This window comes from Propylenella binzhouense (assembly GCF_009866965.1).
Taxonomy (GTDB): Bacteria; Pseudomonadota; Alphaproteobacteria; order Rhizobiales; family Afifellaceae; genus Propylenella; species Propylenella binzhouense.
Window position 1 is genome coordinate 87,756 of the sequence record NZ_SPKJ01000005.1, and the last position, 16,597, is coordinate 104,352.

Below are 16,597 nucleotides of genomic sequence, written 5' to 3' on the forward strand. Positions count from 1 at the left end.
GGTCGACATTGCGTCGCCTTGGCGGGCTATGATCGGTCGAGCCGCAAGCGGAGGAGGAGGTCATGGGCCAACTCTATGCGCGTGTCACCGGAAAAGGCGAGGGCGCGCCGATCGTGCTGCTGCACGGTTTCGGCGCAAGTCACCGTGCCTGGCGCGGGGTGGCGCCGATGCTCGAGGAGAGCCACCGGGTCATCGCCTTCGATCTGCCCGGCCATGCCCTGTCGCTCGACTATCCGCACACGGGAAATGCGGGCGTCGCGGCGAAGGCGGTGATGGCGGACCTCGACGAGCGCGGTTTCGACCGCGTGCATCTCGTCGGCCATTCGATGGGCGGGGCGGTCGCCGCGCTGATTGCGGTCGGCGCGCCCGGCCGGGTCGCCTCGGCGACGCTCCTGGCGCCCGGCGGCTTTGGTCCTGAGATCAATCACAGGCTTCTCCGCCGCTATGCCGCCGCGACGGGGGAGGCGGAGCTGGCGCTGGTGCTCGAACAGTTCTGGGGGTGGGAGCAGGCGGTTCCGGAGGAATTCGTGCGGGGCGTCGCGGCGCTGAGGGCGCGGAAGGGCCAGCAGGAGGCGCTGACGGCGATCGTCGAGACGCTGCTCGACGGCCCCCGGCAGCGTGTCCTGCCGATCTCGCTGCTCGAGAATTGCGGCGTGAAGGTCCAGGTCGCCTGGGGCACCCAGGATTGCGTGCTTCCGGTGCGCCAGGCGGAGGCGTTGCGGAGCGTCAGCCCGCGCCTGCTGCAGGGGCTCGGCCACATGCTCCCGGAAGAGGCGCCGGAGGCCGTCGCCGGGCTGGTCCTTGCCGCGGGCCGCTAACGGACGGCGATCACCTCGGCTCCCGACGCCCGCTGCAGCGCATCCGGGGAAACCGCGAAGACCGCATTCGGGCTGCCGGCCGCTGCCCAGACCGTCTCATGGGACAGAAGGTCGCGATCCATGTAGGTGGCGATCGGGCGGATCGACCCGATCGGCGCCACGCCGCCGATCGCGAAGCCCGTGGCATCGCGGACGGCGCGGGCGTCCGGCCGCTCGAGCCTGTCGCCGAGCAGCCCGGCGATCGTCTTCTCGTCCACGCGGTTCACGCCCGAGACGAGGATCAGCACGGTTTCCCCGGAGCTCGCCTTCCTGAACACGAGGGATTTCACGATCTGCGCGACGGTGGTTCCGCAGGCGGCCGCCGCCTCTTCGGCCGTGCGCGTCGACTGCGGCATTTCGACGATCTCGATCGGGAGGCCGCACGCCTCCGCGGCCAGCTTGACCCGATCCGTGCTGCGCAGTCTCTCCTGCATGTGGACTCCGGTTGGTTTCGCGTCCTCCGCGGTGGAGGTGCTGCCGGAGCTGGACTAATGTCAATGCCGCGGCGCGGAAGTGGGCGGGGCATGAACCAGACTGAAGGCAAGTCCGTGCGCGACCTCCAGAGCGCGATCCGGGAGGTGCGCATCGCCTATGCCGAGCGGAGCGACGTCATCGCCGAGCTTCGCGACACCGAGCGGGCGCGGCTGACCCTGCTTGCGGAAGCGCTTTCGGGCGTGTTCGACGATCTTCCCGCCGGCAGCGACGAGTTCTCGCTCGCCGTCCTGCCCGGCAATCCGCCGCGCTTCTGGGTGGACGCGACGAGCTTCGTCATGCTCGCCCGCGACAAGCGGACCTACCGGTTTCTGAAGGACACGCGGCTCGGGCGGACCGTGCTCGCCGAGACGACCGACGTCGAATCGGTGGCCGACAGCGTGACGCGCTATGTCGCGGAACGGATCGTGGAGCGCGACCAGGCGCTCGAATCGGCCTGGGTCCTCAGCCGGCCGGTCGAGCCTGGCGAGCCCGTGTCGGTGGCCGGCCGTGCCGAATCGCGCGGGATCGTGTGGGGGTTCGTCGGCTTCGGGCTCGGCATGCTCGCCGGCATCTTTCTGCTGATGGTCTACGCACGCCTCACCGCCTTCTGACCTCGAAATGCGAGCGTGCCGTCTCCACGACGGTCGCGCTTCCCTCGTAGCCGCGATGGATCACCGTGAGCTCGAAACAATGGTCGCGCTCCGCGATCTCGTAGAGCGCGTAGCCGCCGGCCTTGGGCCCTCCGACGACCGGGGCGCTGCCCGCCGGAACGCCGATCACCGGGACCGCGCCCTCGGGACCGCGGATCGAGGTCATGGAGCGGATGTGCTCGTGGCCGTGCAGGATGAGCTCCGCGCCCTCGCGCCGGATCACGCGCCTCAGCCGGGAGCCGTCGGTCAGCCGGCGAAGCGTGGCGCCGCTGTAGAGGAGCTTCGGCGGATGATGGATCAGCACGACCCGGAAGAGACGCTCCCGGCGCGCCTCGCGCAGGAGTTCGACCAGGGCCTCGGACTGCCGCCGCCCGACGCGCCCGGTCGCCATGAAGGGCGCCGATGCCCGTGCCGACGAAAGTCCGATCAGCGCGACCTGGCCCTTCCGGCGCATGAACGGGAAGAGCGCCTCGGTCACGTGCTCCATGTCGTCGCTCACCATCCAGGGCGCCCAGAGCGTCCGGAATCGCTGGTGGGCGCCCGGGACGTAGGCGTCGTGATTCCCCGGCACGGCGGTCACGCGGCTCGGGGGGCCGAGATCCTCGAGCCATCGGCGCGCATTCTCGAATTCCTCGCGGAGCGCGATGTTCGTCAGGTCGCCGGTCACCACGATATGGTCCGGCGCCTGCGCCCGGAGGTCTTCGACCAGGCGGTCGAGCGTCGCGCCGGTCATCGCGTTGGCGCGGTTCCTGCGCCAGTTCGCGTAGCCGACGAGGCGCTTGGATGCGAGCTGGCGCAGCCGGGGCTGCGGGATCGGGCCGAGATGGACGTCGGAGATGTGAGCGATCCGGTACATGGCCCTTCGGCTATCCGTCGCAACTGCCGTGAGCAAGGCGCTTCGGGGCGCTTGGTTCCGCGGTCCGGCGCGGCATGCTAGGCGGGGAGCGATGGTCGCACCGCCGAGGCTCACGCCGTTCCATCGCGTCGCCCGCCGGGCCGTGATGAGCTATGCCCGCGTCACGCGCGCCATGACGCTCGGCGTCCGCGCGATGCTCCTGAAGGACGGCGAGGTCCTCCTCGTCCGCCACACCTATCTCCCGGGCTGGTACCTGCCGGGCGGCGGGGTCGAGCGCGGCGAGACCTGCGTCGCGGCGCTCGAGCGCGAGATCGGCGAGGAGGCGGGTGCCGTCCTTTCCGGCCCCGCGGAGCTCTTCGGCCTCTACCGCAACCCGCGCGTCGACCGCCGTGACCACGTCGCCCTCTATGTCTGCCGCCAATGGGAGCAGGCGCTGCCGCTCGCGGTGCCGAACCGTGAAATAGCGGCCTGCGCGCGCTTCGCGCTCGACCGGCTGCCCGATGACGCCACGGCCGCGACGCGCGCCCGGATCGCCGAAGTCATTGCCGGAGCGCCGCAGAGCCTCGATTGGTGAGCTACCCCTTCGGGAGGCCGACCGCCGGGAAGCGGCCGCGGTCGTGCGGGGAATCGAGCACCTGGTTGGGCCCGAGCGGGACGATCCCGGTCGGGTTGATGGTGCGGTGGCTGCCGTAATAGTGCCGCTTGATGTGGTCGAAGCTCACGGTCTCCTTGACGCCGGGCACCTGGAAGAGGTCGCGCAGGTAGCCCGACAGCTCGGAATAGTCGCGGATGCGCTTCCAGTTGCATTTGAAGTGGCCGTAATAGACCGCGTCGAACCGCACCAGCGTGGTGAACAGGCGCCAGTCCGCCTCGGTGAGCTGGTCCCCGATGAGGAACCGGTGGTCCGAGAGGCTCTCGTCGAGCTCCTCGAGCGTATCGAACAGCGTCCGGAACGCCTCCGAATAGGCATCCTGCGTCGTCGCGAATCCGGCGCGGTAGACGCCGTTGTTGACCGCGCCGTAGATGCGCTCGTTCATCGCGTCGATCTCGGGCCGGAGCGCCTCCGGGTAGAGGTCGACCGCTGCGTCGCCGAACGCGTCGAACGCGGAATTGAGCATCCTGATGATCTCGGCCGATTCGTTCGAGACGATGGTCTCCCGCTCCTTGTCCCAGAGGACCGGCACCGTGACGCGGCCGGTATAGTGCGGGTCGGCCTTGAGGTAGATCTCGTAGAGCCGCTCCGAGCGGTAGAGATGGTCCGGAAGCTCGTCGGAAAAGCTCCAGCCGTGCCCGAGCATCAGCGGCTCGACGACCGAGACCGAAATCGCCTGATCGAGCTTCTTCAGCTTCCGCAGGATGAGCGTGCGGTGGGCCCACGGGCAGGCGAGCGAGACGTAGAGATGGTAGCGGCCGGCTTCGGCGGGAAATCCGGCCTCGCCGGTCGGGCCGGCGCCGCCGTCCGGCGTCACCCAGCTACGGAACCGTGAGGCGCTCCGCTCGAACCGGCCGCCGGTACTGCGCGTGTCGTACCATGCGTCGTGCCACTCGCCGTCGACGAGAAGTCCCATGAATTCCCCCTCCGGTCACCGCCCCGCGCGGGCGGCGATTGCCAGGCTGCGACCGCCGCATGCCATCCGGGCCGCCCTCGCTCGGCGCCCGTTCCGGTCGGGGCTGAACGATTCCCCGCCGGCACGCGTTCCGCTTGCCGACGATGGCGGCCCATGGTACCGGCGGACCATGACGGTCACCCGCCGATATATTCCGATCGAGCGACGACGGTGCAATGGGGCGCCGCATGGCGCCGCACTTCGCTCCGATACGGGCGGACCGACCGGCTGAACCCGGACGTCCGCCGGCCCAACTTTCCGCGCGGACGATCATGATCACACCACAGGAAGCCATTCGGCCCGAGCGGCCGGACGACGAACCCGCCATTGCGGCGCTGCAGCGGGCGGCCTTCGGGCCGGGCGCCTATGCGCGCGCGGCGTTCCGCGTGCGCGAGCAGGCGCCCCACGATCCCGCGCTCTCCTACGTCTCCGAGGTCGACGGCCGGCTGGTCGGCTCGGTGCGGCTCACGCCGATCGAGGTCGGGTCCGCGCGCGGCTATCTGCTCGGGCCGCTGGTGGTCGATCCGGCATTCAAGAATCTCGGCTATGGCAAGGCGCTGGTTCGCCATGTGCTCGCCTGCGCGCGCCGCGGGGGGGAGCGCTTCGTCCTCCTCGTCGGCGACGAGCCCTATTACGGCCTGTTCGGGTTCCGCCGTGTGCCCGGCGGCGGCGTCCTCATGCCCGGCCCGGCCGATCCGGCGCGCATCCTCGTCGCGGAGCTGGTGCCCGGCGCTGCCGATGGGCTTGCCGGCACCGTGCGGGGGGCGGTCCGTCCGCCCGCGCCTGCCTGCGCGGAGGCAAGCGCGCCGGGATGGGCAGGAGGGCACGGCGCGACGGGCTCCGGCCGCGGAGCCGCGGGCGATCTCGTCCTTCCGCGCTAGGCCAGGCCGCCCCCGCCCGGACGAAGGTCAGCGTCCCTCGCGGTACCAGAGCGCGCCGAAGCCGCCGACGAGGAGGGCGAGGCCGAGCAGGCCGCCGAGGAGCGGCAGCCGGTCGATGCTCTTCAGCACGGACGCCTCGGAGCGCCGGAACCCGATCCAGCCGTCGCCCGCCGCCGGCGCCCGCGCCGAGACGGACACCACGCGCGGGACGTCGATGTCGCCGCCCCGGGTCGCCACCCGCGCCGCGGAGCCGCGCGTCGCCTCGGCGACCGGCGCCAGCCGCTCCGTGGTGCTGAGGACGTCCTGGAACTCGCGGGGATTTGCCGGGCCGACATGGGCGAGCGCGGTGAGCCCGCCGTCCTCGGCGCGATGGAGGCCGATCGGCGCGTTCTCCACCACGGTGCGCCAGAGGCCCGGCTTCTCCTCCGTCATCGCGGCCGTCGTCGTCTCGCCGAGCGGATCGGTGAGGCGCACGGTCGGCCTCGATTCGGAGAGGGTCTGGCGCTCCACGATGAGGCGGCGGCCCTCCGCATGGGCGGTGAGCGCCTCCTCCTCCAGTTCCGGTTCCTTCATGAGCCAGTGGACGAGCCGGCGCAGCAGCTGCGCGTGCGGTCCGCCGCCGTCATAGCCGCGCGCCCAGAGCCAGGCATGGTCGGAAAGGAGCGTCGCGACCCGGCCCTTGTCCTCGTGCGCGAGGACCAGCAGCGGCCGCCCGCCGGGCCCCTCCATCGTGACGTCGCCGGCGATCACGTCGGTGTCGACCAGCCGGAACCACTGGCTCCAGGCGGGCGGGTCCTGGTTCGAGCCGGGCAGGTCCCGCGTCACCGGATGGCGCGCGCCGACGGTGCTGATCGTCGCCCGGTAGGGCTGCTCGTAGAGCTGGCCGGTCGGCACCGCCGGAAGGATCGAGCCGAGCGGCGTCTGGTAGAGGCTCGAATTCGACGCGTAGTCGGGGCCCGCCGCGACCAGGATGGCGCCGCCGTCGCGCACGTACCGGGCGAGGTTGTCGTAATACATGATCGGCAGCACGCCGCGCCGCTGGTAGCGGTCGAAGATGATCAGGTCGAACTGGTCGATCTTCTCGGCGAAGAGCTCGCGGGTCGGGAAGGCGATGAGCGAGAGCTCGTTGATCGGCGTGCCGTCCTGCTTCTCCGGCGGCCTCAGGATGGTGAAGTGCACGAGGTCGACGGCGGCGTCCGACTTCAGGATGTCGCGCCAGGTCCGCTCTCCGGAATGCGGCTCGCCGGAGACGAGGAGGACGCGCAGCCGTTCGCGCACCACGTCGACCTCCGCGACCGCGACGTTGTTCTCCGTCGAGAGCTCGTTCTCGACCGGATCGACCGCCACTTCCGCGATCGTCTTTCCGGCATGGGTGAGCGGCAGGTCCAGCGTCCGCAGCTCGCCGACGCCGACCCGGTCGGTCGCGACCTCCCGGCCGTCGACCTTGAGGCGCACGATGACCTGCGAGCCGGGCGCAAGCCCGGTGTCGAGCACGCGGAACGAGATCGTCTGCGGCTCGTCGAGGATCGCGAAGCGCGGCGCCTTCTCGATCACCACGCGGCGGTCGCGCTCGTCCTCCGTTCCGGTGACGAGAGCGTGAACCGGCGCGGAGATGCCGAGCGAGGCCGGGTCTTCCGGCACGTCGTGGACGATTCCGTCCGTCACCATCACCGCGCCGCCGACCTGGTCCGGGGGCAGGTCCTCGAGCGAACGCGTGAGCTCGGAAAAGAGCGCGGTGCCGTCGGCGCCGGGCTCGCCGCCGGCGCGGATCTCGCGCAGCTCGAACTCGCCGAGGGCCGAGATCCGCTCCTTGAGGGCCGCGACGACGGCCTCCGTCTGCGCCCGTCGGCCGCCGAGCCCCTGGCTCGCGCTCTCGTCCACGACGAGGGCGACCACGGACGGGAGCCGCTCGCGCTCCTCCTGCTGGAGCACCGGATTGCAGAGCGCGAGGACGAGCAGGGCGGAGGCGACCGCCCGGAAGCCGGAGCCGCGCACGCGCTGCCAGGCGAGGAGGGCGACGATGACGGCGAGCGCCGCCGCGAGGCCGACGATCCAGGGCCAGGCGATGACCGGTTCGAAGGTGATGCCGAAGCGGCTCACTGGCCGAGCCGCTCGAGCAGGGCCGGGACGTGCACCTGGTCGGCCTTATAGTTCCCGGTGAAGCAGTACATCACGATGTTCACCCCGGTGCGGAACGCCATGTCGCGCTGCCGCGGGTCGGCCGGAACGGTCGGGTAGAGGTAGCGGCCGTTCTCGTCGATCGCCCAGGCGGCGGCGAAGTCGTTGCCGGTGATGAGGATCGGCGAGACGCCGTCGCCGCCGCGCACGGGCCGGTTCGAATCCCGCGGCGTGTCGCCGATGCTCTCCACCCAGAGCTGGGAGGTGTCCCAGCGGCCCGGGAAATCGCGCAGGAGATAGAAGGCCTTGCCGAGCACGTGGTCGGGCGGCACGGGCTCGAGCGGCGGCACGTCGACCTGGGCGAGGATGGCGCGGAGCTTCTGGGTCTCCGGCGTCGTGCCGCCCGCGCCCGGGACGATGGCTCCCCCGGCGTCGCGCGTGTCGAAGAGGATCGTGCCGCCGTTCTTCATGAACGCGTCGACCCGCGCCATGACGGCGGGCTGCGGCACCGGGGCCGTGGCGTCGATCGGCCAGTAGAGGAGGGAGAAGAAGGCGAGCTCGTCCGTGCCGATGTCGATCGCCACCGGCTCGCCGGGCTCGAGCGCCGTCCGGCTGGCGAGATAGCGGGTCAGGCCTTCCAGGCCGGCCCGGCTGGTGTCGTCGATGCTCGGGTCCCCGGTCACGACATAGGCGAGGCGCGTCTGGAGCGTGCCGGTGAGCGCCGCCTCCATTTCGGCGCCGCTCTGAGCGCGCGCGCGCTCCGTCGGAAGCGCGAGGAGGCTTGCGGCGAGGACGAGGGCGGCGGTGCCGGCGAGGCGGCGGACGAGCCGGCCGGAGAGCCAGAGCACGGCGAGGCCGTCCAGGATGGCGAGCAGGGCGGCCGCGGCCAGCAGATAGGGCCAGATCGGCCAGGCGCGTCCCGGCTCCAGCGAGCCGAGATCGCCGGTCCACCGAAGGCGGACGGGATCGAGCGGCGCGAGCGCCGTGTTCGGGCCGACGGCGTTGAGCGCGCGCAGCGTTCCGGCCCGGGTATAGAGGCCGGGCGGCGAATCGGGGCCGGGACGGGCATCGGCCATCGCAGCGAGGAGCTTGGCGTTCGGCCCCGGGCGGCCGAGCCGGCCGTAGCCGTCGAGCACCTGCTCCGGGCGCCAGGGCTGGCTGTCGGCGGCGGTCTCGTTCGCCGCGCGCGGTGCCGCGCCGGTCCCGGTCTCGATTGTGCCGGCGGTGTTGACGATGGCGGTCAGCATCTCCACGAACGCGCCGGAGATCGGCAGGTTCGACCAGCCCGGCTCGGCGGTGACGTGGAAGAGGACGATGCGGCCGCGGCCCTGGTTGCGCGCGGTGACGAGGGGCGTACCGTCGCGAAGCTCCGCCCACACCTCGGCTTCCTCGAGCGCGACCGGGTCGGCGAGCACTTGCCGGTTCACGACCACGTCCTTCGGCACGCCGATCCGGCCGAACGCGCCGGCGGCGGGAAACGAGCCGATCGGCTGGGGTTCCTCCCAGGACAGCGAGCCGCCGAGCGCGCGCTCGCCCTCGCGCAGCCGGACGGGCAGGAGGCGCTCGTCGCTGCCGCTGATGTTGGAGCTGGCGAAGCGCACCAGCGTTCCGCCCGCTTCTATCCACTTCAGCAGCGCTTCGGTCGTTTCCTGCGGAAGATTGCCGGTCTCGGTGAGCACGATCACGGATGCGCCCGCCTTCATGAGCTGGTCGAGGCTCGCGCTCGTGCCGGGAGCGCTCGGGCGGAGCAGGTCGGCGCGCGGCTCCAGCGCCCGCTCCACATAGGTGAGGGGCGAAAGCAGCGGCTGCGCCCGCCGGCCCGCCTCGCCGACCACCAGGCCGACGCTCTTGCGGCGCCAGTTGGCGTCGAGGAGCTGGACGGCGCCCGCGCTCGCCTCGCCGGACACCACGAGCCGGGCGAGATCGTTGCGCAGGTCGGCCGGCAGCTCGATCAATCCCTCGGCGCGGTCGCCGTCCGCGAATGCGGCCTGCGTCTCGACGATGCGGCGGCCCTCGTCGTCGAAGCCGGCGATCATCGCGTCCGTGGCGGCGCCGAAGCGGACGACCGGCACGTGAACCGCGTCCGCGGCGTTCTCCGGCGGCAGCATCACGAGGCCGGGCCGGTCGGATTGCAGCAGCCGCGCGGAACGGCCGACCTTGTCGAGCACGCCCGCCAGTTCGGCCGCTCCGCCGTCATCGATCCGGCCTGCGATCCAGAGGACGTCCATCGAGTCCGCACCATCGGCATTGGCGATCCGCTCTGCGGCGAGCGCCCGGTCCGGAAGGTAGGGCTGCGGTTCGATGGCGGCGAGGCGGCGGGCGGCGGTGGCGGCGTCGGTGGCCGCGATCAGGTCGGCGCGCGGATCGGCAGTGGCGACGAGCGCGACGGGCCGGCCGTCGCGCTGGGCCTCGGCCACCGCGGTCTCCGCGACCGCCACCCGCTCCCGGAAGTCCGATGCCGTGTCCCAGCCGTTGTCGAGCACCAGGAGCAGCGGCGACTGGCCGGAGGCGAGACGCTGGTCGGGCCGGAGGATCGGCTCGGCGAGAGCGAGAATGAGAAGCGCGATGAGGGCGAGCCGCAGCGCGGTCAGCCACCAGGGCGTCCGCGCGGGCGTGTTCTCGCGCTCGTCGAGGCCGAACAGCATGCGGGTCGGCGGAAAGACGATCCGCCGCGGCTTCGGCGGGGTCAGGCGCAGGATCAGCCAGATGATCGGGAGCGCCGCGAGCGCGGCCAGCATCCAGGGGGCGAGAAACCCGACCGCGCCGATCATGCGTAGGACGGCTCCGGCGGCGCCCGGCCGGACTCGATCGCCGATCGCCCGCCCCCGAGCCGGCCCTGCAAAAAGAGGAGGCCCTCGGCGGCCGGCCGGTCGGTGTGGTGGACGCCGAAGGAGAACCCGGCGCTGCGCGCGGCCTCGGAGATCGCATCCCGGTGGGCCCCGAGCCGCGCCTTGTAGCGGTCGCGGATCGAGCCGGCGCGCTCGGAGGTCCAGACGGCACCTGTCTCCGGGTCGCGGAACTCGAGGCGGCCCTCGAAGGGAAAGGCTTCCTCGGCCGGGTCGAGCACCTGGAGCAAATGCAGGTTCGCTCCCTTGGTGGCGAGGTCCTGGATGTGGGTCCGCATGCTCTGCGCGTCGCTCAGGAAGTCGCCGATCACCACCACTTCGGCGAAGCGCGCCACGCGGTCGAGGTTCGGCCAGTCGGAGGGAGCCCCGGACTGCATCAGGGCGGTGGCGAACCGCTCGGCGGCATTCCGGCCGATCCGGGGCTCGAGCAGGCCCGGCAGCCCGATCCGCTCGCCGCCGCGGCCCAGCATGTCGGCGAGCGCCAGAATCAGCACGACCGCCCGGTCGAGCTTGGAGGTCTCCGCGAGGCGCGAGCGGAAGTCCATCGAGGGCGACAGGTCGGCCCAGAGCCAGACCGTCTGCGAGGCCTCCCATTCGCGCTCGCGGACATAGAGGTGCCGGTCGCGCGCGGAACGGCGCCAGTCGATGCGCCGCGCCGGCTCGCCCTGGGTGTAGGGCCGGAATTCCCAGAACGTCTCGCCGGGTCCGGCGCGGCGGCGGCCGTGCACGCCGAGCATCACGTTGGCGGCGACGCGGCGGGCGTCGATCAGCAGCTCGGGAAGGCGCGACGCGAGGGACCGCGCTGCGCCGATGCGCTCCGGAACGATGATCGGCGTCGCGGCGGCCATGGACTAGAGGGAGGCTCCCACCGCGCGGATGATGAGGTCGCGGACCGTCACCCCGTCGGCGCGCGCGGCGAAGGTGACCGCCATCCGGTGCTGCAGGATGGGCACTGCGAGCGCCTCGACGTCGTCGAGCGAGGGCGCGAGCCGCCCTTCCAGGAGCGCTCGGGCGCGCACGGCGAGCATGAGCCCCTGGCTGGCGCGCGGTCCGGGACCCCAGGCGATGCGGGCCGCCATCTCCGGCTTCGCCTCGCCGGGGCGTACGGAACGGACGAGGCGGAGGATCGCCTCGACCACCGCTTCGCCCACCGGCATCCGCCGGACGAGGCCCTGGATGGCCATCAGCTCCTCGGCGTTCAGCACCGACCGCGCCTCCGATTGCTGCGCGCCCGTCGTCTCGAAGAGCATGCGCCGCTCGGCGTCGAGATCCGGGTAGAGCACGTCGATCTGCATCAGGAAGCGGTCGAGCTGGGCCTCCGGAAGCGGATAGGTGCCTTCCTGCTCGAGCGGGTTCTGGGTGGCCAGGACGTGGAAGGGGCGGGGCAGGTCGTGCGGCTGGCCGGCGATCGTGACGTGGTGCTCCTGCATCGCCTGGAGCAGCGCCGACTGGGTGCGCGGGCTCGCGCGGTTGATCTCGTCGGCCATCAGGAGCTGCGCGAAGATCGGCCCCTGGATGAAGCGGAAGCTGCGGCGGCCGTCCGGCGCCTCCTCGAGCACCTCCGCGCCGAGAATGTCGGACGGCATCAGGTCCGGCGTGAACTGGATGCGCCTGGCGGCGAGCCCGAGCACGACCCCCATGGTCTCGACCAGCTTGGTCTTGGCGAGGCCGGGAACGCCGACGAGGAGGCCGTGGCCGCTCGCGAACACCGTGGTGAGCGCGCGCTCGACGACGATCTCCTGTCCGAAGATCACCTCGCCGATGGCGGCGCGCACGGCGGCCAGCCGGTCGGCGGCCGATTCCGCTTCCCGGACGATGGCCTGAGGATCGATCGGGAGGGTGTCGATTGCGCTCATCGCGGTCTATCCTAGATCACCTTCCGTCCTCATCTGGCGCAGCGCTCCAGCGAGTACAGAGCTTCATTCTTGTGCGGAGCGATTGTGTCAGCGAGCGGGCAGAACGAAAATCACATTCCGGGCACTGCATGAGCAATCCACCATCCGTTTCGGGCGAAGGGACCGTGCCGGCCGGACTGGCCGGCCTCGTCGCCCGCGCCGGCCCGGCGGCCCGCGAGCGGCCGGTCGAGGCCTGGAACCCGCCCGATTGCGGCGACATCGACATGCGGATCGCCGCCGACGGCAGCTGGCACTACAATGGCGGGCCGATCCGGCGGGAGGCGCTCGTGCGGCTCTTCGCCTCGGTGCTGCGGCGCGAGCCCGACGGCCGCCACGTGCTCGTCACGCCGGTCGAGAAGCTCGGAATCAGTGTCGACGACGCGCCGTTCCTGGCGGTCGAGATGGCGGCGGAGGGCGAGGGGCGGGGCCGCCGCCTGACCTTCCGCACCAATGTCGGCGACGTGGTCGCCGCCGGCCCGGACCACCCGATCCGCTACGCCGTCGAGCCGGGCACCGGCGGCGTGAAACCCTATGTCGAGGTGCGGCGGGGGCTCGAGGCGCTGCTGTCGCGCCCGCTCGTCTTCGAGCTCGCCGAACTCGCGGAGACCCGCGAGGGCCGGCTCGGCGTCTGGTCCGGCGGCGCCTTCTTCCCGTTCCCGGACGAGGCCGATGGCTGAGCCGGCCCGCTACGGCGCGGCCGATTTCCGCCGCCGCGTGACCGAACGGCTGCTGCCCGATCGCGGCGCCGCCGTCGGGGACCATTCCATCAACCCGGAGATCGCCGATCTCTTCCACGGCATCCCGCGCCGGCCGGCGGCGGTGCTCGTTCCCGTCGTCGCGCGCGAGCCGGAGGCGACGGTGATCCTCACCACGCGCACCGACACGCTCTCCTCCCATGCCGGCCAGATCGCGTTTCCCGGCGGGCGGATCGACCCGGAGGACGAGGGGCCGGTCGCGGCGGCGCTGCGCGAGGCGCGGGAGGAGATCGGCCTCGATCCCGCCTTCGTCGAGACGCTCGCGCTCGGACCGGACTATCTGAGCGGCTCCGGCTTCCACGTCGCGCCCGTGCTGGCGCTGGTGCGGCCGGGCTTCCGCCTCCACCCGAACCCGCACGAGGTGCAGGACGTGTTCGAAGTCCCGCTCGGCTTCCTGATGGATGCGGCGAACCACAGGAAGGCGAGCCGCGTGTGGCAGGGCGCGACCCGCCATTTCTTCGAGATGCCCTACGGCGAGCGCTACATCTGGGGCCTGACCGCCGGCATCCTGCGCGCGCTCTACGAGCGCCTCTACCAGGACGAGCCCGCCGAGGTGGCCGGATGATTGCGATGCCGCCCTCGCTCGCCGGTTCGGACTTCCTCATGGACCCGGCGACGCGGCAGGCGCTCGCCGCGCTCGGCGCGTCGGACGGCGGCACGCGCGTCGTCGGCGGCGCGGTGCGGAACGCGCTGCTCGGGGCGCCGGTCGCCGACGTCGACTTCGCCACCCGCCTCCTGCCGGAGGCCGTGATCGACCGGGCCGAGCGCGCCGGCCTCGAGGTGGTGCCGACGGGGCTTGAGCATGGCACGGTCACCGTGATCGCCGGGGGACGGCCCTTCGAGGTCACCACGCTCCGCGCCGACGTCGAGACCGACGGCCGCCGCGCCGTCGTCCGCTTCACCGAGGACTGGGCGGAGGACGCCGCCCGGCGCGACTTCACCATGAACGCCCTCTATTGCGCGCCCGACGGCACAGTGTTCGATCCGCTCGGCGGCTATCCGGACATCGTGGAGCGGCGCGTGCGCTTCATCGGAGACGCCGAGGACCGGATCCGCGAGGACTATCTCCGCATTCTCCGCTTTTTCCGCCTGTTCGCCTGGTACGGCAGCGGCCGGCCCGATCCGGACGGGCTGAGGGCGTGCGCCCGGCTGAAGGGCGGCATCGCGATCCTTTCGGCTGAGCGCGTCTGGAGCGAGCTGAAGCGTCTCTTCGCGGCGCCCGATCCGACGCGCGCGATGCTCTGGATGCGCACCGCCGCGATCCTGCAGCGTGCGCTTCCCGAGAGCTGGGGGATCGACGCCATCCACCGTCTCGTCGAGGCCGAGCGCTCGGAGGGCTGGCCGCCGGACCCGCTCCTCAGGCTCGAATCGATCCTGCCGCCGCACAGGGCGCGGATCGACGCGCTGTCGGAGCGCCTGCGCCTCTCGCGCGCCGAGACGGCGAGGCTGACAGGCTGGGCGGAGGCGCCGGAGCCGCCCGAGGCGATCGACGACACCGAGCTCGCCAAGGCGATCTACCGGACGTCTCCCCAGGCGGTGGCGGACCGCATCCGCCATGCGCTCGCCCGCGAGCGGGAAGCGGGCGCCGCCACGGCGGTCGAGGCGCGCCGGCACCAGCTCGCCTTCGTGGCGGGCTGGCGGCGGCCGGTCTTCCCGGTCTCGGGCAAGGATCTCCTCGCCCGCGGCATGACGGCCGGCCCGGAGGTCGGCCGCCGGCTGAAGGAGCTCGAAGAGCGCTGGATCGAGAGCGGTTTCAGCCTCGAGCCTGCTGCCCTTCTGGGTTGACCTCGGTGATCCGCGTCTTGGCGCGGTCGATGAAGCGCGGCGTCACCTCGATGCCGTGCGCCTCGCGGGCATGGCGCGCCTCCATGAGGAGGACGTCCTCGTCGGTCTCCGCCTGGGCCTTGAAGGTGCATCCCGGGACGAGCTGGCCGCATTGGATCCGCTTCATGTCTGCCTCCCTGGTTGGGTTCGCGTGACGGACCGGCCCATTCTCGCTTCCAATGCAGCCCTTTTGCGGCAGCCGCCGCCTCACGGCCATTTCGCCAGGGGCGGCATGGAGGAGAGGATCGAGGCGACATTGCCGCCCGTCTTCAGCCCGAACACGGTCCCGCGGTCGTAGAGGAGGTTGAACTCCGCGTAGCGGCCGCGCCTGACGAGCTGCTCCTCGCGCTCCTCGGCGGTCCAGGGCGCCGCATAGTTCGCCCGCACGAGCGCCGGATAGACGGCGAGGAACGCGCGCCCGACGTCGCGCGTGAAGGCGAAGTCGGCCTCCCAGTCGCCGGAATTCAGATAGTCGAAGAAGATGCCGCCGATCCCGCGCGGCTCGTTCCGGTGCGGGAGCCAGAAATAGTCCGCGCACCAGTCCCGGTAGCGCTCGTAATCGACCTGCGGATGCCGCGCGCAGGCGGCGCGCATGGCCGCGTGGAAGCGGACCGCATCGGGGTCCGCCTGGGAGCGGCGCCTGTCGAGGACCGGCGTCAGGTCCGCGCCGCCGCCGAACCATTGCCGGGTCGTCACCACCATCCGCGTGTTCATGTGGACCGCCGGCACGTGCGGGCTCCGCATGTGGGCGATCAGCGATATGCCGGAGGCCCAGAAGCGCGGATCCTCGGCCGCGCCGGGGATCTGGCCGCGGAACTCCGGGGCGAACTCGCCGTGGACGGTCGAGACGTGGACGCCGACCTTCTCGAAGACGCGGCCGTGCATGAGGGACATCTCGCCCCCGCCGCCCTCCGCGCCGCTCGCATCCGTACGGGTCCAGGGCGTCCGCTCGAACCGCCCCGGCGGCTCCGAAGCGAGCGGGGCGCCGGACGGAATCTCGGCCTCGATCACCTCGAACGCGGCGCAGATGTCGTCGCGCAGCCGCCTGAACCAGCCGCTCGCGGCGTTCTTCTTCGCCTCGATGTCCTCCGGCGCGGCCATCTGGCCGGGATCGGGCCGATACTTGCTGAGCCTGTCGTGCATGAAGGCGAGTTAGATCATCCCCGGCGCGCGGAAAAGGGACATCCGGCAATCGCGGCCGCCTCGATTGGCCGGGCCGCCGCGCCGCGCTATCCTCGCTCCGCGGCAGCGCTCATGAGGAGGTGACATCATGGCCACGTCAAACGGAACGTTCGAAACGATGCGGAGCCCGGAATTCCGGTCGCGCTGGGGCTGGTTCGTGGCGCTCGGTATCGTCTCGCTCGTGGCCGGCATCATCGCCCTCGGCAGCGTCGTGCTGGCGACCGTTGTCAGCGTCTTCATGGTCGGCGCCATGATGATCGTCTCGGGCGTGTTCGAGATGATCCACGGCTTCCAGATGAAGAGCTGGGGCCGGTTCTTCCTCTGGATCGTGATCGGCCTGATCTACGTCCTTGCCGGCCTGATCGCCTTCTCGAATCCGCTCCTCGCATCCGCCGTGCTCACGCTGATGCTGGGCATCGGCCTGATTGCGGCCGGCATCGTGCGGATCGCGCTGGCGACGAGCATGCGGACCGGCACGCCCTGGGTCTGGGTCGTGGTGTCCGGCATCATCTCCCTGCTGCTCGGCGCGATGATCGTGTTCCAGTGGCCGATGTCGAGCCTCTACATTCTCGGCATCTTCCTCGGGGTCGATCTCGTGATGTCCGGGATCGCGTGGCTTTCGGTCGGGTTCGCCCTCAGGAGGCTCTGAGCC

General features: G+C 71.7%; 17 protein-coding genes. 8 read left to right on the top strand and 9 right to left on the bottom strand.

Annotated features, from left to right (window positions below; translation table 11 throughout):
* Positions 1–62: 62 nt before the first annotated feature.
* Positions 63–818 (top strand): alpha/beta fold hydrolase, encoded by a 756-nt coding sequence (locus E4O86_RS03130; RefSeq protein WP_161139059.1) that lies wholly within the window; start codon positions 63–65, stop codon positions 816–818.
* Here the strand turns inward: E4O86_RS03130 and E4O86_RS03135 are convergent.
* On the bottom strand, positions 815–1,291 hold the full coding sequence (locus tag E4O86_RS03135) for a YbaK/EbsC family protein (RefSeq protein ID WP_161139060.1): 477 nt from the start codon (positions 1,289–1,291) through the stop codon (positions 815–817). The genes E4O86_RS03130 and E4O86_RS03135 overlap by 4 nt on opposite strands.
* 90 nt (positions 1,292–1,381) lie before the next feature.
* On the opposite strand from E4O86_RS03135, the gene E4O86_RS03140 reads away from it, so the two are divergent.
* Entirely contained in the window at positions 1,382–1,942 is a 561-nt protein-coding gene (locus tag E4O86_RS03140; protein ID WP_161139061.1) for a hypothetical protein, read from the top strand.
* Here E4O86_RS03140 and E4O86_RS03145 read toward each other — a convergent pair.
* Positions 1,929–2,837, bottom strand: coding sequence for a metallophosphoesterase family protein (locus tag E4O86_RS03145; RefSeq protein WP_161139062.1), 909 nt, complete (start codon positions 2,835–2,837; stop codon positions 1,929–1,931). The genes E4O86_RS03140 and E4O86_RS03145 overlap by 14 nt on opposite strands.
* 91 nt (positions 2,838–2,928) lie before the next feature.
* On the opposite strand from E4O86_RS03145, the gene E4O86_RS03150 reads away from it, so the two are divergent.
* Positions 2,929–3,411: an NUDIX domain-containing protein gene (locus E4O86_RS03150; protein ID WP_246206150.1), complete on the top strand. Its 483-nt coding sequence runs from the start codon at positions 2,929–2,931 to the stop codon at positions 3,409–3,411.
* 1 nt (position 3,412) lies between these two features.
* Here the strand turns inward: E4O86_RS03150 and E4O86_RS03155 are convergent, their stop codons facing one another.
* A complete protein-coding gene (locus E4O86_RS03155; RefSeq protein ID WP_161139063.1) occupies positions 3,413–4,405 on the bottom strand; it encodes a glutathione S-transferase family protein in 993 nt (330 codons plus the stop codon).
* 311 nt (positions 4,406–4,716) lie between these two features.
* Here E4O86_RS03155 and E4O86_RS03160 point away from each other — a divergent pair, with 311 nt between their 5' ends.
* Positions 4,717–5,325: a GNAT family N-acetyltransferase gene (locus tag E4O86_RS03160; RefSeq protein ID WP_161139064.1), complete on the top strand. Its 609-nt coding sequence runs from the start codon at positions 4,717–4,719 to the stop codon at positions 5,323–5,325.
* A gap of 27 nt (positions 5,326–5,352) precedes the next feature.
* Here E4O86_RS03160 and E4O86_RS03165 read toward each other — a convergent pair whose 3' ends face one another.
* The 4 genes from E4O86_RS03165 to E4O86_RS03180 are packed head-to-tail and all read right to left on the bottom strand — an operon-like array spanning position 5,353 to position 12,145.
* Positions 5,353–7,425: a hypothetical protein gene (locus E4O86_RS03165; protein WP_161139065.1), complete on the bottom strand. Its 2,073-nt coding sequence runs from the start codon at positions 7,423–7,425 to the stop codon at positions 5,353–5,355.
* Positions 7,422–10,214: a DUF4159 domain-containing protein gene (locus tag E4O86_RS03170; protein WP_161139066.1), complete on the bottom strand. Its 2,793-nt coding sequence runs from the start codon at positions 10,212–10,214 to the stop codon at positions 7,422–7,424. The genes E4O86_RS03165 and E4O86_RS03170 overlap by 4 nt, the downstream gene beginning before the upstream one ends.
* A complete protein-coding gene (locus tag E4O86_RS03175; protein WP_161139067.1) occupies positions 10,211–11,137 on the bottom strand; it encodes a DUF58 domain-containing protein in 927 nt (308 codons plus the stop codon). Before E4O86_RS03175 ends, E4O86_RS03170 begins: the two co-directional genes overlap by 4 nt.
* 3 nt (positions 11,138–11,140) lie before the next feature.
* Positions 11,141–12,145, bottom strand: a complete 1,005-nt coding sequence (locus E4O86_RS03180; protein WP_161139068.1) for an AAA family ATPase — start codon at positions 12,143–12,145, stop codon at positions 11,141–11,143.
* 128 nt (positions 12,146–12,273) lie between these two features.
* Here E4O86_RS03180 and E4O86_RS03185 point away from each other — a divergent pair, with 128 nt between their 5' ends.
* Genes E4O86_RS03185 through E4O86_RS03195 form a run of 3 tightly spaced genes read left to right on the top strand, consistent with a single transcriptional unit; the run spans position 12,274 to position 14,724 of the window.
* The gene (locus E4O86_RS03185) at positions 12,274–12,861 is read left to right on the top strand and encodes a DUF1285 domain-containing protein (protein ID WP_161139069.1); all 588 of its coding nucleotides are present in this window, start codon (positions 12,274–12,276) and stop codon (positions 12,859–12,861) included.
* Positions 12,854–13,504, top strand: a complete 651-nt coding sequence (locus E4O86_RS03190; protein WP_161139070.1) for a CoA pyrophosphatase — start codon at positions 12,854–12,856, stop codon at positions 13,502–13,504. The genes E4O86_RS03185 and E4O86_RS03190 overlap by 8 nt, the downstream gene beginning before the upstream one ends.
* A complete protein-coding gene (locus E4O86_RS03195; RefSeq protein ID WP_343039078.1) occupies positions 13,501–14,724 on the top strand; it encodes a CCA tRNA nucleotidyltransferase in 1,224 nt (407 codons plus the stop codon). The genes E4O86_RS03190 and E4O86_RS03195 overlap by 4 nt, the downstream gene beginning before the upstream one ends.
* On the opposite strand, the gene E4O86_RS03200 is transcribed toward E4O86_RS03195, so the two are convergent.
* Both E4O86_RS03200 and hemF read right to left on the bottom strand, forming a co-directional pair.
* Positions 14,693–14,890: a DUF1059 domain-containing protein gene (locus E4O86_RS03200; protein ID WP_161139071.1), complete on the bottom strand. Its 198-nt coding sequence runs from the start codon at positions 14,888–14,890 to the stop codon at positions 14,693–14,695. The two genes, E4O86_RS03195 and E4O86_RS03200, sit on opposite strands and share 32 nt — an antisense overlap.
* A gap of 80 nt (positions 14,891–14,970) precedes the next feature.
* Positions 14,971–15,906 (bottom strand): oxygen-dependent coproporphyrinogen oxidase, encoded by a 936-nt coding sequence (hemF, locus tag E4O86_RS03205; RefSeq protein WP_246206152.1) that lies wholly within the window; start codon positions 15,904–15,906, stop codon positions 14,971–14,973.
* A 127-nt stretch (positions 15,907–16,033) separates the two neighbouring features.
* Here hemF and E4O86_RS03210 point away from each other — a divergent pair, with 127 nt between their 5' ends.
* Positions 16,034–16,594 (top strand): HdeD family acid-resistance protein, encoded by a 561-nt coding sequence (locus E4O86_RS03210; RefSeq protein ID WP_161139072.1) that lies wholly within the window; start codon positions 16,034–16,036, stop codon positions 16,592–16,594.
* The last annotated feature ends 3 nt before the right edge of the window (positions 16,595–16,597 follow it).